Below are 16,116 nucleotides of genomic sequence, written 5' to 3'. Positions count from 1 at the left end.
AGTAGCGGCGCGCGGGTTCGACCAGGTGCGAGGCGAAACGTCCGCCACGGCGGCTCACGCCGCGCCGAGCGGGGACGCCGGCCTCATCCCGTCGCGCCGGGCCGGCCCGGGACGACGGTGTCGATGACGGTGAGGGCATCGCCGATCGTCGCCGCCAGGTCGCCGCCGAGCAGGTACCAGCGGGTCTGCGCGGCGATGATGATCCCACCCGCGGCGACCGCGAGCATCGCCGGCTCCAGGTCGTCGGGTGCCCGGCCCAGCCGCGCGCCGAGGAACTCGGCGAGGACGCCGTTGAACTCCAGGATGCTCACCCCGAGCATCACCCGGGTGGCGTACAGGCTGGCCTCCACCACCCGGACCCACCGGGCGACCTGGGTCGGGTCCTCGGCGGCGACGACGTCCTGGACGGCCCGGCGGACCGAACGCATCGGCGCCTCGTCCGGTGGCCGGGCGGTCAGGGCGGTCGCGACGGCCTGGGCCCGGCGCCGGACGACGGCCCGCAGAACGTCGTCCTTGGCCGGGAAGTAGCGGTAGAAGGTGCGGACGGAGATCCCCGCGGCGCCCGCGATGTCGTCGACCGTCACCCCGTCGAACCCGCGGAGTTCGAACAGCCGGAGCGCCGCCGACTCGACGGCCCGGGCCGCGGCTTCCAGCCGGTCGGCCCGGGCCTGTCGCACACTCGGCGACGTCCGGTACGGCCGCTTCGTGCCGTCCCCGGCCACTCGCCCTCCCGCCCGCGCGCCCATGACGGTGGATCGGACCGTCCAGCATCAGGCTAGGCGCCGGGCAGGCCCCCGCGGGCTCGGGGCCGGGTCAGGATCAGGGCCGGGTCAGCGCGGCCCTGATCCTGATCAGAGTCAGGCGACGGTCGGGAGGGTCAGGGTGGAGCCGCCGACACCGGTGGCGATGGTGACGTCGACCGGAGTCGGGTTCTGGGTGAGCATCGTCGGGACGCCGCCGGAGACCCGCACGGCGATGCGGTGGCCGGCCCCGAACTGCCAGTCGTCGGGCCGGATCGACACGGTGAGGGTAACGGGTACCCCGGTCGGCACCGGGGTCGGAACGACGCTCGAGATCCGGTGGCTGGCCCGGAGGAAACCGTTGTTGACCAGCGTCTCGGTACCGTCAGGTCCGACGTCGAGCAGTTCGGCGTAGAGGTTGGCGTCCGGGCCGGACAATCTCGCCCGCAGTGTGAGCGTCGGGCGGCCGAACAGCGCCGTCGGCGTGGTGAGCGGGCCGGTCTGGAACAGGACGGACCCCCCGGCGGTCGACGGGTCCTGCGGCTGGTGGAACGTCCTGGTTCCGAGGGTCGGGCCGGCCGCGCCGAGCGAGCCGTCCGCGTTGAGGGCGAACGCTCGTGTGGTGGTGCCGGTCGGCCGGTAGCCGACGATCTCACGCCATCCCGAGGAGTTCGTGGCGGGGCTGGCGCCGGCGTAGCTGACCAGGGTCGGCCGCGGGGGGATCGGGACGCCGGGAAGCCGCATCACCCAGTGGTCGAACCAGGCGAGCGTGATCCCCGGGGACAGTCCTTCGGGGTTGCACAACCCCGGGCAGTTCGGGTACTGCAGCGGGGCCCGGTGCGGCCACTGACCGTAGACGGCCCACGTGCGGCCTAGAGCTCCCTCGATGTTGGTGAGCTGGCCGGAGCGGAAGTACTGGTCGACCCAGCCACCCATGGCGAAGATCGGGACGTTGATCTCGTCGTAGTGGCCGACGAAGGTCCGCGACTGCCAGTAGCTGTCGTAGGTGGGGTGGGCGCGGTTGGCCGCGTACTCGGCCGCGGCGTTGATCGCCCCACCGCTGATCAGCTGGGCGGTGTCGGGCCAGTTGTCGATGGTGCCGCCCTCGGTGGACTTGATGCCACCCGGGTAGATGACGTCACGGTAGAGGTCGGCCGGGGACTGCAGCGGGGCGATGGCGACCAGGTGCGGCGGCCGGTTGATGGCGGCGGCGTAGGTCGTGTCACCGCCGTAGCTCTCGCCGGTCATTCCGATCCGGCCGTTCGAGTAGGGCTGGACGGCCAGCCATTCGACCAGGTCGCGGGCGTCCTTGCCGTCCTGGGACGACATGGCGTTCTGCCAGGTGCCCCCCGATCCGCCGGTACCCCGCAGGTTGCAGACCAGGGCGTTGTAGCCGTGGGTCGCGAAATAGGTGGCCTCACTGGCGACATAGGTCGTGCGTAATACCGCGTACGGGGTGAACTCGACGACCAGGCCGGGAAAGGTTCCCGCGGCCGGCGCGCCGTCGGTCGCCGGCCGGACCAGGGTGCAGCTCAGCGGGGTGCCGTCCCGGGTCGGAACCGTGGTCTCGGTGGAGATGGTCTGGTATGTGGCCGGACGGTCGTAGTTCCACCAGGCCTGGGTGCCGGCCGATAAAGGCCGGGCTACGACGGACGTGGGCGGGGATGTCGCCGGGGCGGCGATCCCGGCCGAGGCGGACAAAGCCGAGGCGGACAAAGCGGCGGCGACCGCCAGAGCGGCGACCGGAGCGAAGCGGCGGATGAACGGTGGCTCACACCTGGCCATGAGGCTCCTTCCCAATCAGATGGCAGATGCTGCCATACAATTTGGGAAAGGTCACGAATGTCCTGAATCCCGCGCACCGAATTCCCGGGCGGCCAGCCCGAAGCCGGCGGGCGGGTTCACCGGGGCAGTCCGGTCATGCGGGCGAGCAGCCGGGCCAGGAAGAGCGTGTGGCGGTGCAGCAGGTCCCGGTCGAGCTTGTCGAGGTTGTCTCCCGGGGTGACCTGCAGCAGGTAGGCCGGCCCGGTGATCATGGCGATGGTGGGCAGGCCGAGGCGGTGGGCGAAGGTCCCCTCGCCGTAGAGGCCGTCCTGGAACGGCTTCTGGATGCCGGTGCGGGCCAGGTCGTCGCGGCGGACCTCGTCGGTGGCCAGCCGGCGCAGCGGCTCGCTGTTGCCCACCGCGACGGCGACCGGCTCGGTGCGGCCGGTGGCCCGGTAGGGGCCGGTGCCGCCGTCGTCGTCCCAGGCCATGGCGCCCAGGTGCTCGGCGACCAGTGCCATGTCGACCCCGGCCGTGATCTCGGGATGCGCGCGCAGCCACTCGTCCGGCTTCACCGTCGCCGTCTCGGCGGTCATGTGGCTCGGGGAGAACATGAACAGCAGGTCGCGGGGACGGGTGGCGGCCGGGAAGCGGCTGAAGTACTCGGCGAGCGCGAGCAGCGCCGGCCCGCCGTTCTCCTCGACGGCGTTCTGCCCGTCGGTGTGGGTGGCGACGAGCACGGATCGCGGGTCCCGGCGCGGACCGGCTCCGGGCAGCCGGGCCAGCAGGTAGTCCACGGTGGTGTCGTCGCGGTCCGCCTCCAGGACGAGGGTGGCGCGCACGGGGCCGCGGGCGAGCAGGCCCCGCAGGACGGCGCCCTGCTCCCGGTCGACCCGCAGCGCCGGGAGGCCGGCGTGCTCCTGCTGGTGCGGGGTGTACTGCCCGGCGGCGAGCGCGGGCGACATGTCGGAGATCTCGATCATGCCGACGGCGCCGTCGGCGCGGGCGGCGGCCAGGTCCGGTGCCGGCGGGACCCCGAGCCAGACCCGGGAGTAGTCCTCCGCCGCGAACTCGGCGCGGGCCCCCGGCGGGTACACCTCGTACGCCAGGTCGGCGAGCACCGAGGCGCGCAGGCGGGCCACCGGGGCGTCGACCAGCACGATCGCTCCGGCCGGTGACTCCGCGACCTGGCCGCTCAGAGCATGCGGGGTGCTCAGGTCGCCCAGGTCGCGCAGCGGGCCCTCGACGCCGGCCGGACCGGTCTCCCCCGAGTACGGCCGGTAGCAGGCGACGGGCACCGACCGGGTGGCGCCGGTGGCGTCGGTGATCCGCAGCGACCAGGACCGGGCCAGCCACCGGGCCAGCGGGGTCGGATGGCGGGTCACCTCGAGGCCGTAGTCACGCAACTGGCGCTCGAGGTCGTCGATGTGGCGCCGGTGCGCCGCGGAGCCGGTGAACCGCGGCCCCACGGCGGTCATCCGCTCGACCCAGCCCCAGAGCGTGTCGACGTCCACCAGATCGGTGGCGGTGATCGGGCCCGGCGAGCCGGTGGCGAAGGGCCGGGGTGTGGCGGTGGCCCGTGGCGGGCCGCCCGGACCGCTCGGACCGGTCACCGGGCCGTCGCAGCCGGCGGCCCCGGCGCCGGTGACCGCGGCGAGCCCGCCGGAGGCAGCCAGCCGCAGCGTCGTGTCGAGGAATTCCCGCCGGCTCGCCGGCTGCCGCCCGTCCCGAGCCGTCATGGCCCCGGATCATGACAGCGACCATCGCCGGCAGTGACCTATCGACTACCGCACGGCGTGGCGGGGTCCGGTCAGGAGGTGCGGGTCGGCTGCGCGAGGGCGGCGGCCGGGGACATCAGGTCACCGACGGCGGCACGCAGCATCCGGCCGAGGTCGGCGTCCGGGACGTCGGCGAACACCTCCCCGCCGAGCACGAACCCGCCGGCGATCGCGCCGAGCGCGCACATCAGCCGCACCCGCAGCTCCACCGGGACGCTCTCGTCGGTGAGGATCCGCTGGAACCGTTCCTGCAGGTCGGCGTGGCCGGGGTCGTGGCTGTGGCTGTGCAGCCGCTCGAGCGCGCTGTGGTTGCGGATGTGGAACAGGAACAGCGACCGGTTCGCCAGCATGGTGTTGACGACGAGGTCGAGCAGCTGTGGCCAGCGCTCGGGGCGGGCCAGGTCCGCCTCCAGGTCGTCGAAGCCCGCCCGGCCGAGATCGTGCAGGCGCAGGTGCAGCGCGAGCAGGATGTCGTCCTTGCTGGAGAAGTGGTAATAGAGCGCGGCTTTCGTGAAGTTCATCCGCTCCGCGATCTCGCGCAGCGACACCGCTTCGTACCCGGCGGTGCTGAACAGCTCCAGGGCCACGTCGAGGATCCGTTCCCGGGTGCTCTTCTCCCCCTCGGCGGGCATGGACGGTCTGGGCATGATCTCAACCTACTTGACGACCCCGCGCGATGTTGCTTACCTTGCGACAGGTAAGCTTACTTACCTGTCAACAGGTAAACACGCACACGGCGGAGGCCGCATGGACCAGATCATGATCGAGGCGACGGACCTCGCGAAACGCTACGGCGACACCCAGGCACTGGCCGGGGTCGACCTGAGCGTCCCCGCGGGAACGGTCCTCGGTGTCCTCGGCCCGAACGGGGCGGGCAAGAGCACCGCCGTGCGGATCCTGACGACGCTGGCCCGACCGGACGCCGGTCACGCCCGCGTCGCCGGCTACGACGTGGTCGCCCAGGCCGGCGAGGTCCGCCGGCGCATCGGCGTGACCGCCCAGGACGCCACCGTCGACGAGGCGCTGACCGGCCGGCAGAACCTGCGGATGGTCGCCGAGCTCAGCGGCCTGCGCCGGGCGGCGTCCGCCACCCGCGCCGACGGGCTGCTGGAGCGGTTCGAGCTGACCGGTGCCGCCGACCGGGTGGTGAAGGGCTACTCGGGTGGGATGCGCCGGCGCCTGGACCTCGCCGCCAGCCTCGTCGCCGACCCGGCCGTGCTGTTCCTCGACGAGCCGACCACCGGGCTGGACCCGACGAGCCGGGCGCGGATGTGGGACGTCGTGCGCGAGCTCGTCGCGGCCGGCACGACGATCCTGCTGACCACGCAGTACCTGGAGGAGGCCGACGCGCTCGCCGACCACATCGTGGTGATCGACCACGGCCGGGTCGTCGCCCGGGGTACCGCCGGCGAGCTGAAGGCGGCGATCGGCGGGCACCGCCTGGAGGTCACGCTGAGCGCCCCGCACCACGACGCGCTCGCCGCGCTGGAGCCGCTGGTCGAGGGCCGGGTCGACGTCGACGCGGACGGGCGGCGGCTGCGGGCCGGAGTGCGCAACGGCTCCGGGGTGGCGACCGAGGTGATCCGGGCCCTCGACGGGGTGGGCGCGCTCGTCGACGACGTCGTCGTGCACGCCCCGTCCCTCGACGACGTCTTCTTCGCGCTCACCGGCCAGGGAGTGTCCTGATGCCTCAGCTCACCGTCGCGACCGGCGGCCCCACCCCGGTCGCCCCCATGACACCCGTCGCGCCCGCGGCACCCGCGCGGTCCGGCTCGGTCGGCCAGGCGGTGCGCGACGTCGTCGTGCTGACCCGCCGCAACCTCGTGCACGTCGCCCGGGAACCGCTGCAGCTGTCCGACGTGACCATCCAGCCGGTGCTGTTCACGCTGCTGTTCGTGTACGTGCTCGGTGGCGGCGTGGCCGTCGGGGGCGGTGACTACAAGCAGTTCGCGATCGCCGGGCTGATCTCGCTGAACCTCACGACCGCCTCGATCGGCACCGCGGTCGGCCTGAGCACGGATCTGGGCAGCGGGGCCGTCGACCGGTTCCGCACCCTGCCGATGTGGCGGGCGGCCGTCCTCGTCGGCCGGTCGCTGTCCGATCTGCTCTCGTCGCTGGTGTGCATGTCGATCGTCGTGCTCACCGGGCTGGCGATCGGCTGGCGGCCGCACACCTCGCCGGCCCGGTTCGTGGCGGCGTTCGCGATCCCGCTGTTGTTCGCCTACGCGCTGGCCTGGGCGACGGCGTGCCTGGGCATGGTCAGCGAGGGGCCGGAGAGCGCGCAGGGGATCGGGCTGGTGCTGCTGTTCCCGCTGGCGTTCGTCTCCAACGCGATGGTGCCCACCGCCGGCATGCCGGCCGCGGTGCGGGCGATCGCCGAGTGGAACCCGGTAAGCGCGGTGACGGCGGCCGCGCGGGACCTGTTCGGCAATCCGAACCCGTCCGCGGCCTCGGACGCCTGGCCGATGCAACATCCGGTGCTCGCCGCCGTGCTGTGGTCGATGGGGATCGTCGCGGTGTGCGCGCCGCTGGCCGTCGCCCTCTACCGGCGCCGCACCACCGACTGACCCGGACCCGGCCCGGATCTGTCGTCAACTCATGGTTGACGCCACGCGGAGCGTCAACCTAGAGTTGACGGCATGACGAACCCGAACCCGGTCACCCTCAACAACCCGGTCCGCCTCGACGACCTCATCGCGGCGATCAAGAAGGTCCACTCGGACGCCCTCGACCAGCTCACCGACGCCGTCATGGCCGCCGACCACCTCGGCGAGGTGGCCGACCACCTCATCGGCCACTTCGTCGACCAGGCCCGCCGCTCCGGTGCCTCCTGGACCCAGATCGGCGCCAGCATGGGCGTGACGAAGCAGGCGGCGCAGAAGCGCTTCGTGCCCAAGGGGCCCGGCGAGCCGGCCAGCCTCGACCCGTCGCAGGGGTTCAGCCGGTACACCCCGCGGGCCCGCAGCAGCGTCGCCGCCGCCCAGAACGAGGCCCTGGCAGCGGGGAACCGCGAGATCACCCCCGGGCACCTGATCCTCGGCCTGCTCGCCGACCCGCGGGGCCTCGGCCCGGCCGCCATCACCGCCCAGGGGGTCACCCTCGACGCGGTCCGCCAGGCCGTGACCGCGACCCTGCCCCCGCGGGTGAACGCCGTTCCCAGTCTCGTCCCGTTCGACGCCCCGGCCAAGAAGGTGCTCGAGCTCACCTTCCGGGAGGCGCTGCGGCTCGGGCACAACTACGTCGGCACCGAGCACATCCTGCTGGCACTGCTGGAGCTGGAGGACGGCACCGGCCCGCTCACCGCGCTGGGCATCGGCAAGGCCGCGGCCGAGGCCTACCTCGCCGACGTCCTCTCCCTGATCGCCGCCGGAGAGCCCACCGCCGGCCAGGGCACCGGAGACCAGGGCACCGGCGCCGACCCGGCCTGAGCCGCGCTCAGCCCGGGAACTCGGTGATCATCCCGTCGGGGCCCACCCGGCGGACGGTGACGCCGCTCTCGCCGAGGTAGAGGACGCCGGCGGCGTCGACCGCGACCCGCTCGGGCCCCCACAGCCTGGCGTTGCGGGCGGGGCCGCCGTTGCCGTCGGTGCCGAGCTCGCCGGTGCCGGCGACCGTGGTGATGATCCCCCGGGTGTCGACCCGGCGGACCCGGTGGTTGAGCGTCTCCGGGAAGTACAGGTCGCCCGCCGCGTCGAGCGCGAGCGTGGACGGGTCGATCGACAGGTTCAGGTCGGCGGCAGGGCCCGGGCCGCCGTCGCCGCTGAAGCCCTGCCGGCCCGTGCCGGCCAGCGTGCGCACCGTGCCGTCCGGCTCGAGCACCTGGATCCGGTTGGTCTCGTAGTCGGCGACGTAGAGCCGCCCGGCCCGCGCCTCGACGTCCCCGATGCCCGCCGCGACGACCGGCACCCCCGCCTCGTCCGAGGCCGCCGGCTCACCGCCCGCGCTGCCGGTCCGCGCGATCAGCCGGATGGCGCCGGTGCGGTCGACCCGGTAGATCCGGCCCGCGCCGCTGAGATAGAGCTGACCGTCCAGGTCCGCGGCGATCGGACCGGAGACGAAGCTGAGCTCGACGCTCGTCGCCGGCAGGCCGTCGCGGTAGGGGGCCGAGCCGCCGCCGGCCACCGTCGTGATCATCCCGTCACGGCCGACCCGCCGGATCCGGGGGCCGCGGTCCTCGGCGAGGTAGATGTTGCCGGCGCCGTCGACCGCGACGTCCCGCACGCCACGCAGGCGGGCCTGCGCCGCCGGTCCCCCGTCGCCCGTCGACCCCGGCACACCGGTACCCGCGACGAGCGACACCTTCCCCGCCGGGTCCAGGCGCAGCAGCCGGGTGCCGGCGGAGTCGACCGCGTAGAAGCCACCGGACGGCGCGACGGCCCAGGCGGCGATCTGCTGCAGGGTCACGACTGGTGGAGTCCGGGCGGGCGCCGGCGTGGGCGGGCCGCCGGGCCGGCCGTCCGCGGCCGGGCCACCGCCACCGCCACCGAGCGCGAGCACCGCGGCGGCGATCACGGCGACGGCGACGGCCGCGACGAGCGCGACCGCGCCCGCCCGCCGTCCGGAGAGCCGGCCGCGCCGCCCGTACGGGGTGCCCTCGAACAGGTTCCGTCCCGGGGCGGTCGTGGTACCGGCCGGGACCGCGCCACTCCCGCCGGCCGGGCCGGGCCCCGGGTCCGGCCCCGCCCCGGCCGGAATCCCGGCCGGGGCGACGACGACCGGCGTCCCGGCGGCGGCGGGGCCGGCCAGCCCGGAACTCGCGACGCCCGCGCCCGGACCCGTCCCGCGTGGCGGCGGACTGAACCGGCGGATCGTGCCCGAGCCGTCACCGACGGTCGGCTCGTCGACGGACTCGGTGAGGCGGACGACCAGGCCGCTGCGGGCCCGCCACTGCGGGCCGAACAGCCCGGCCGCGGCCGCGGACAGGTCACGGACCAGCTCGCGGGCGTCACGCTGCCGCTCGGCGGGCACCTTGGCCAGCGCCCGCAGGACGACGGCGGCCACCGTCGGCGGCACCCCTGCCAGCGGCGGCGGGTCGACCTCGCACTGGTGGCGCAGCAGCTCCGGCACGGACAGCCCCGGGTCGAACACCGGCCGGCCGGCGACCAGCTCGTACAGGACGGCGCCGAACGCGTAGAGATCCGCGGCCGGGCCGACCGGCCCACCGGTGATCTGCTCGGGGGCCATGTACTTCGGGGTGCCGACGATCCCGCTCGTCGTCCCCGGCCCGCCCTCGAACAGCCGGCCGATGCCGAAGTCGGTCAGCTTGGGCTGCCCCGTCTCGGTGAACAGGATGTTGTCGGGCTTGATGTCGCGGTGCGCCACCCCGTGGGCGTGCGCGTGGGCCAGCGCGTCGGCGACGGCCACCCCGACGGCCAGGGTCGCCTCGGCCCGCAGCCGGTGCTGGGCGAGGCTGCCCCCACCCAGCAGCTCCATGATCAGCAGGCAGAGGTCGTCCTGGGCGACGTAGTCGTGGATCCGGACGATGTGCGGGTGGTCCAGGCGGCTGAGCAGCCGCGCCTCGGCCCGGAAGTCGGCCGCGAGCGTCGCCGACAGCACCTTGATCGCGACGGGGCGGTCGAGGTCCTGGTGGTGCCCGGCGATGACCAGGCCGAACGAGCCCGAGCCGAGCTGGTCGCCGAGGGTGTAGCGGGGCAGCGCCCGGGCGATCCGGGCCCGGTCGACGGCGGGCACGCCGGCCCCTACGCCGCCGCGCCCGGGACGGGCGGGGCGGGCGCCGAGGCCGTCGAGCCCGGGGAGGCCGAGGGGGTCGGGCACGGCGCCGCGGCGCAGCTGCCCGGCGGCAGCCGCAGGGCGCGCACCCGGCCGTCGACACCGTCGGCGATGTACAGGTTCCCGACGTCGTCGAGCGCGAGACCACCCGGGTACACCAGCTCGGCGGCGGTCGCCGGGCCGCCGTTGCCCGAGTACTCCGACGTGCCGGTGCCCGCGATCGTGGTGATGACGCCGTCGGTGCCGATCCGCCGGACCCGGCTGTTGCCCGGGTCGGAGAGGTAGACGACGCCGGCCGCGTCGACGGCGAGGTCGGCGCCGATCGTGTTGAGCTCGGCCTGGCCGGCCGGGCCGCCGTCACCGGAGAAGCCCATCGTCCCGGTCCCGGCGAACGTGCTGATCGTCCCGTCCGGGGCGAGGCGGCGGACCCGGTGGTTGTCCTGGTCGGCGACGTACAGGCTGCCGTCGGGGCCGCGGGCCAGCGCGCTCGGGTAGCTCAGGCGCGCGGAGGTGGCCGGGCCGCCGTCGCCGCCGAAGCCCTCCGCGCCGGTGCCCGCGATCGTGGTGATGATCCCGTCCAGGCCGATCCGGCGGACCCGGTTGTTCTCCCCGTCCGCGACGAGCAGGCTCCCGTCGGGCTCCATCAGGACGGTGTTCGGGTAGTTCAGTTTCGCGTCCACCGCCGGCAGGCCGTCGCCGGAGAACCGCAGGCCGTCATCGCTCACCTCGCCGGCGAACCCGAAGTCGTCCTGGCCGGCGATCGTGGTGATGATCCCGTCCAGGCCGACGCGGCGGATCCGGTGGTTGTGCGTGTCGGCGATGTAGAGGGTGCCGTCGGGGGCCACCGCGACGCTGTCCGGGCTGTCGAGCTGCGCGTCGGTGGCCGGGCCGCCGTCGCCGGCGAAGCCGTCCGTGCCGGTGCCGGCGACGGTGGTGATCGTGCCGGTCCGGTCGATGCGGCGGATCCGGTGGTTGTCGGTGTCGGCGACGTAGACGTAGCCGCGCGGGGTGTCGACCGTCAGGTCGTCCGGGGTGTCGAACTCGGCCTGGGCGGCGGGCCCGCCGTCGCCGGAGAAGCCCTCCGAGCCGGAGCCGAACACCGTGGTGATCGTGCCCGTGGCCAGCACCGGCTGCCACGCGGGCGGTGGGGCCGGCGGGGCGGGGGGCGCCGGTCCCGGCCGCCCCCACACCACCCAGCCGGCGCCGCCGCCCGCGACGAGCGCGAGGACGACGGCGAGCGCGGTCACCGCCAGCGGCACCCGCGCGCCGCGGCCCCCGGCGAACAGGCCGGCCGGCAGCCACCCGCCCAGCCGGCCACGGGGCCGGCCGTTCCGGGCCGGTCCGCCGCCGCCAGGCCACCCGTGCTCCTCGGCGCCCGGCGCCCGCCCGAACCTGCGGGTGGTGACCTGGCGGACGTCCTCGGCGAGGTGGATCGGGATGCCGGCGCGGTCGAGCCAGTGCCGCCCGAACACGGCGGTGGCCGCGCGGGCCAGGTCGAACGCGAACGCCCGGGCGCTGGGATGGCGGTCCTCGGGCCGCTTGGCCAGGCTGCGCATCAGCACCTGCGCCAGCGGAGCCGGCACTCCCGGCGGCGGGGGCGGCACGACCTCGGTGTGATGGCGCAGCAGCACCGGCAGCGGCAGCGACGGCGGCGCCAGCGACGACCCGGTGAACAGCTCGTAGAGCACGACACCGAGCGCGTACAGGTCGGTGGCCGGGCCCAGCCGGTCGCCGGTGATCTGCTCGGGGGCCATGTACCGGGGGGTGCCCACCACCCGGCTCGCCGTCGACGCCGACCCCTCGAACACCTTCGAGATCCCGAAGTCGGTGATCTTCGGCTGGCCGGCGTCGGTGAACAGGATGTTCGCCGGTTTGATGTCACGGTGCAGCACCCCGTGCGCGTGCGCGTGGGCGAGCGCGTCGGCGACGGCCAGACCGACCGCGCAGGCGGCCTCCGGGCGCATCACCCGGTGCGTCAGCGTCCCGCCGGGCAGCATCTCCATCACCAGCAGGCACAGGTCGCCGCGGGTGACGTAGTCGTAGGTCCGCACGATGTGCGGGTGGTCGAGGCGGCTGAGCAGCCGGGCCTCGGTGCGGAAGTCGGCCGCCGCCTCCGCCGCGCCGCTGGCGAGCACCTTGACCGCGACCCGCCGGTCGAGCTCCTGGTGGTAGCCGGCGAGCACGAGCCCGAAGGCACCCGACCCCAGCTCACCGCCGATCCCGTAGCCCGGGAGCGCGGCGGCGACGCGGGCGCGGTCGACGACTGGCACGGCTCCCCTCCCGTCCTGGTCTGCCCTCTGCTGGCTGTCTGGTCGTCCGTTGGCTCTGGTCGTCCGTTCGGGCGCGGCGCTACCCGGGGCCGGTCAGCGTCACGTGGAGCACCCGGTTGTGCCGCCGGTCGGCGACGAACACGTCCCCGGTGGGGTCGAGCGCGACCGGCCCGTCGGGACTCATCGCGTCCGGGTCGACCGACTCGTCCCGGCCCGGGTGGGCGGTACCCGCCACGGTGGTGATGATCCCGGACGGGTCGACGCGGCGGATCCGCCGGTTGGTGCGGTCGGTGACGAAGATCGTGCCGCGCGCGTCGACGGCGACCCCGCGCGGGGAGCGCAGCGTGGCGCGGGTCGCCGGCCCGCCGTCGCCGGAGTAGCCGGGCAGGCCGGTGCCGGCGACGGTCTCGATCACCCCGTCCAGCCCGATCCGGCGGACCCGGTTGTTGCCGGAGTCGGCGATGTAGAGCCGGCCGGGACGGTCCATCGCCACACTGATCGGGAACGCCAGCAGCGCGTCGGCCGCCGGGCCGCCGTCCCCGAACGCGCCCTCGCCGTCCCCGCCGGCCACCGTCTGGATGATTCCGTCGGTGCCGACCCGGCGGATCCGGTTGTTGCCGCTGTCGGCGATGTAGATGTTGCCGGTCGGGTCGGCCACCACCCCGCCGGGATACCAGAGGGTGGCCTCGGTCGCCGGCACACCGTCCCCGCCGAACCCGCGGTCGTCCTTGCCCGCCACCGTCGTGATGATCCCGGCCGGGTCGACACGGCGGATCCGCTGGTTGAACGTGTCGGCGATCAGGATGTTGCCGGCCGCGTCGAGCGCGACGGCCGCCGGCTGGCGCAGCTGTGCCCGGGTGGCCGGCCCGCCGTCCCCGGAGAAGCCCGCCTCGCCGGTCCCGGCGACCGTGGTGATCGTCCCGTCCGCCGTGATCCGCCGGACCCGGTTGTTGTCGAAGTCGGCGACGTAGATGTTGCCCGCCCAGTCCGCGACCATCCCGAACGGGCCGTTGAGGGCCGCCGAACCGGCGGGGCCGCCGTCGCCGGAGAACGCCGCCTCGCCCGTCCCGGCCACCGTGACCACCGGGTACCGCGGTGGTGGCGGCAGCGGTCCGGGCCGCTGCGCGGAGGCCGCCGGCCCCGGCCCGCTCAGCGGGCTGGCCGCGGCGGCGCCGGGGACCGCCGGACCGTCGTCGGTGACCCGCGGGACGACCAGCGCGGCCACGACCGCCAGCACCGCCGCGACGGCGGCGCCGACCAGCCACACCCGCCGCCGCGACGCCCGCCGGCCGGCCGGCCCCTCGGGTCCGTCAGGCCCGCCGGGGCCATGGGGATCAGCGGGGTCGTCCCGGCCCGGGCGGGCCGGCGGTCCCCCGGCGGCCGGGCCGGTCTCGGTGGCGCTGGTGGCCCCGGTGCCGCCGGGCATGTGGCCGGCGGGCCCGGCGCCGCCACCGGCCGGACCGCCCGGCGCTGCCAGGGGGAAGGCATCGGGGGGACCCGTCGGCATGGGTTCCAGGAGCAGGGAGGTCACCGGCGGCAGCGGCGGGTCCAGCCTCGTGGTCCGGTCCGCCGGATCGTCCTCAGCCCCTGTGTGGTGACCGGTACCGGGAGCGGCGGTGCCGGGTGGGGCCAGCGCCGGGTGGGGTCCTGACCCCTGTTCGCGCAGTCCGTCACTGACCGCCAGTGGGACGTCCGCCCGTGCCAGCCAGTCGCCGCCGTACCCCAGCCGCGCGGCGGCGGCGAGATCCATGGCGAACTGCCCGGCGGTGCGGTGCCGCTCCCCCGGCGCCTTCGCCAATGCCCTGGCCAGCACCGCCGCCACCGGCGGCGGGACGCCCGGCGGCGGGGCCGGGACGACCTCGCAGTGATGGCGCAGCAGGTCGGGAGCGGTCAGGCCGGCGCCGAACAGCGGCGTCCCGGCGAGCAGCTCGTACAGGGTCGCGGCCAGCGCGTAGACGTCCGTCGCGGGCCCCAGGCGGCCCCCGGTCACCTGCTCGGGCGCCAGGTACTGGGCCGTCCCGACGATCCTGCCGGCGGTGAGCGGTGTTCCGTCGACGAGCCCGACGACGCCCAGGTCGGTGAGGGCCGGCCGGCCGGCCGCGGTGAACAGGATGTTGGCGGGTTTCACGTCGCGGTGCAGGACGCCGGCGGCGTGGGCGTGCATGAGCGCGTCCGCGACGGCGAGCACCACCGCGCAGGCCGCCGGCGGGGTCAGGCTCTGGCGGACCAGCGTCCCGCCCGGCAGCAGCTCACTCACCAGCAGCCGCAGCCCGTCGACAGGCACGATGTCGATCATCTGGCACAGGTGTGGATGGCCGAGCTGGGTGAGGATCCGGGCGTCCTGGTCACGGTCCGGCGGCGCGGCGGAGGCAGGGTCCGAACCGAGTACGAAGGTCGCCGCGGACAGCCCGCCGCTGCCGTCCGCGGCAGGCCCACCGGCCAGCCCCAGATCGAGGATCTTGACGGCTACGTCCGTCGCGCCGCCGCCGGCCGGGGCGCCGTCGACTCCGAGGCCGGTGGCGGGTGGGAGCCGGCGTCCGGCGATCACCAGGCCGAACGCCCCTGCGCCCAGCTCCCGGCCGAGCACGTACCCGGGCAGTACCGCGGCCACGCGAGCCCGGTCGATGACCGACACAGACCGACCTCCTGGTCGCCGTCCCGCAGAAGGACGGTGCGCGAGCCACGCCCGCTATCGCCACCCGTGCCCCTTTCGGGCACCCCTGGAGTGCCGGATGTTAGCAAAGCGCGATCGATCCTGATCCGGCAGTGATCCGTGCGCCCGGGTGGGCGCACGAGCGGCGCCCGAGCTCATGGTGAGGCGCTGACCTGCGAAGACCCGATGAATGACGCCTGAGGCGGTCGACCACTGTGCCGCGGGCCGGAGCACCCGCTGACGTCTATCCGACAACGGATCAGTCGGACGGAGTCCGCGTCGCCGGCGCGGACGACACCGCGGAGCAGCCTGACGTCGAAGGGAGATCATCAGCGAAGGGACAGGCCGTCAACCTCGTTGACTATCTTGAGTGTGGGATGGCGGGCCGCGGTCGAGGGGCGGACCGGGCGTGGGGCCGGGCATAGGGACGCCCCGGTACGCGGAGATACCCCGACGACGGGCCTTCGCGGGCGCCCGGCCTGGGCGGTTGCCGGCCGCGTTGCCGCAATCGGGCTCGATTAGGCGCCTGACCAGGTAGGTTGCTGCGCGTGCCCGATTCCGATCTCGCTGTCTCCTCGCCCGCCGAGGCGTTCGCGGCCCTGAGAGAAGGCAACGCGCGCTTCGTGCGCGGTGAACGGCTGCACCCGAACCAGGACGCCGACCGTCGATCGGCGGTGGCGCCCAGACAGCATCCGTTCGCCGTGCTGTTCGGATGTTCCGATTCCCGGCTGGCAGCTGAGATCATCTTCGACCGGGGGTTGGGGGATCTCTTCGTGGTGAGGACCGCCGGGCACGTCGCCGGGCCTGAGGTGCTGGGCAGCATCGAGTACGGCGTCAGCGTGCTCGGCGCGCCCCTCGTCGTCGTTCTCGGCCACGACTCGTGCGGCGCCGTCACCGCGGCGTCCGAGGCGGATCGCGACGGGACCGCCCCGGCGGGCTATCTCGGGGACGTGGTCGAACGGGTCATGCCCAGCGTGCTCTCGGCGCGGGCGGCCGGACACACCGATATCGACGCGTTCGTACGCACGCACATCCGGCGGACGGTCGACGGCCTGGTCGGCCGGTCGGTCCTGCTCGCGGCCGAGGTCGCCGCCGGACGATGCGCCGTGGTCGGCCTGTCGTACCGGCTCGCGGAGGGCACCGTCGGCGTGGTCACCAGCCACGGACCGGTACCCGCAGCC

At 74.7% G+C, this 16,116-nt stretch carries 11 protein-coding genes; 4 read left to right on the top strand and 7 right to left on the bottom strand.

The genetic code is table 11. From position 1 onward, the window contains the following. Window positions 1-83: 83 nt before the first annotated feature. The 4 genes from B056_RS0131795 to B056_RS0131780 form a co-directional block, all read right to left on the bottom strand. Complete coding sequence (locus tag B056_RS0131795; protein ID WP_018505885.1) at window positions 84-722, bottom strand: TetR family transcriptional regulator; 639 nt, start codon at window positions 720-722, stop codon at window positions 84-86. A gap of 135 nt (window positions 723-857) precedes the next feature. Then, window positions 858-2,525 carry a CocE/NonD family hydrolase gene (locus B056_RS0131790; protein WP_018505884.1) on the bottom strand — a complete coding sequence of 556 codons (1,668 nt, stop codon included), beginning with the start codon at window positions 2,523-2,525 and terminating at the stop codon, window positions 858-860. Window positions 2,526-2,641: 116 nt separating this feature from the next. Continuing rightward, complete coding sequence (locus tag B056_RS0131785; protein ID WP_018505883.1) at window positions 2,642-4,243, bottom strand: hypothetical protein; 1,602 nt, start codon at window positions 4,241-4,243, stop codon at window positions 2,642-2,644. A gap of 71 nt (window positions 4,244-4,314) precedes the next feature. Then, a complete protein-coding gene (locus B056_RS0131780) occupies window positions 4,315-4,929 on the bottom strand; it encodes a TetR/AcrR family transcriptional regulator (RefSeq protein ID WP_026240377.1) in 615 nt (204 codons plus the stop codon). 100 nt (window positions 4,930-5,029) lie between these two features. Here B056_RS0131780 and B056_RS0131775 point away from each other — a divergent pair, with 100 nt between their 5' ends. The 3 genes from B056_RS0131775 to B056_RS0131765 all read left to right on the top strand — a co-directional run bounded on the left by B056_RS0131775 (window position 5,030) and on the right by B056_RS0131765 (window position 7,710). Further along, window positions 5,030-5,968, top strand: coding sequence for a daunorubicin resistance protein DrrA family ABC transporter ATP-binding protein (locus B056_RS0131775; protein WP_018505881.1), 939 nt, complete (start codon window positions 5,030-5,032; stop codon window positions 5,966-5,968). Next, on the top strand, window positions 5,968-6,849 hold the full coding sequence (locus tag B056_RS0131770; RefSeq protein ID WP_018505880.1) for an ABC transporter permease: 882 nt from the start codon (window positions 5,968-5,970) through the stop codon (window positions 6,847-6,849). Before B056_RS0131775 ends, B056_RS0131770 begins: the two co-directional genes overlap by 1 nt. 72 nt (window positions 6,850-6,921) lie before the next feature. Next, complete coding sequence (locus tag B056_RS0131765) at window positions 6,922-7,710, top strand: Clp protease N-terminal domain-containing protein (RefSeq protein ID WP_018505879.1); 789 nt, start codon at window positions 6,922-6,924, stop codon at window positions 7,708-7,710. Between the two features lie 7 nt (window positions 7,711-7,717). Here B056_RS0131765 and B056_RS45590 read toward each other — a convergent pair whose 3' ends face one another. From B056_RS45590 to B056_RS0131750, 3 genes are all read right to left on the bottom strand, one after another. Then, window positions 7,718-10,057, bottom strand: coding sequence for a serine/threonine-protein kinase (locus B056_RS45590; RefSeq protein ID WP_018505878.1), 2,340 nt, complete (start codon window positions 10,055-10,057; stop codon window positions 7,718-7,720). After that, on the bottom strand, window positions 9,982-12,282 hold the full coding sequence (locus tag B056_RS0131755) for a protein kinase domain-containing protein (RefSeq protein ID WP_018505877.1): 2,301 nt from the start codon (window positions 12,280-12,282) through the stop codon (window positions 9,982-9,984). The genes B056_RS45590 and B056_RS0131755 overlap by 76 nt, the downstream gene beginning before the upstream one ends. Before the next feature lie 79 nt (window positions 12,283-12,361). After that, window positions 12,362-14,917, bottom strand: a complete 2,556-nt coding sequence (locus tag B056_RS0131750) for an NHL domain-containing protein (RefSeq protein WP_018505876.1) — start codon at window positions 14,915-14,917, stop codon at window positions 12,362-12,364. A 566-nt stretch (window positions 14,918-15,483) separates the two neighbouring features. Between B056_RS0131750 and B056_RS0131745 the strand changes: the two genes are divergently transcribed. After that, window positions 15,484-16,116: carbonic anhydrase (locus B056_RS0131745; RefSeq protein ID WP_018505875.1), on the top strand; the 633-nt coding region annotated here is incomplete at its 3' end.

It is taken from the genome of Parafrankia discariae (assembly GCF_000373365.1).
Taxonomy (GTDB): Bacteria; Actinomycetota; Actinomycetes; order Frankiales; family Frankiaceae; genus Parafrankia; species Parafrankia discariae.
The sequence above is the reverse complement of the archived record's forward strand: the minus strand, read 5'-3'. Positions and strand labels throughout refer to the sequence as shown.

Excerpts from the sequence above, each read along its gene's own strand:
- B056_RS0131765 (WP_018505879.1), top strand. The coding sequence starts at position 6,922 with ATGACGAACCCGAACCCGGTCACCCTCAACAACCCGGTCCGCCTCGAC.
- B056_RS0131780 (WP_026240377.1), bottom strand. The coding sequence starts at position 4,929 with ATGCCCAGACCGTCCATGCCCGCCGAGGGGGAGAAGAGCACCCGGGAA.
- B056_RS0131775 (WP_018505881.1), top strand. The coding sequence starts at position 5,030 with ATGGACCAGATCATGATCGAGGCGACGGACCTCGCGAAACGCTACGGC.
- B056_RS0131790 (WP_018505884.1), bottom strand. The coding sequence starts at position 2,525 with ATGGCCAGGTGTGAGCCACCGTTCATCCGCCGCTTCGCTCCGGTCGCC.
- B056_RS0131785 (WP_018505883.1), bottom strand. The coding sequence starts at position 4,243 with ATGACGGCTCGGGACGGGCGGCAGCCGGCGAGCCGGCGGGAATTCCTC.
- B056_RS0131770 (WP_018505880.1), top strand. The coding sequence starts at position 5,968 with ATGCCTCAGCTCACCGTCGCGACCGGCGGCCCCACCCCGGTCGCCCCC.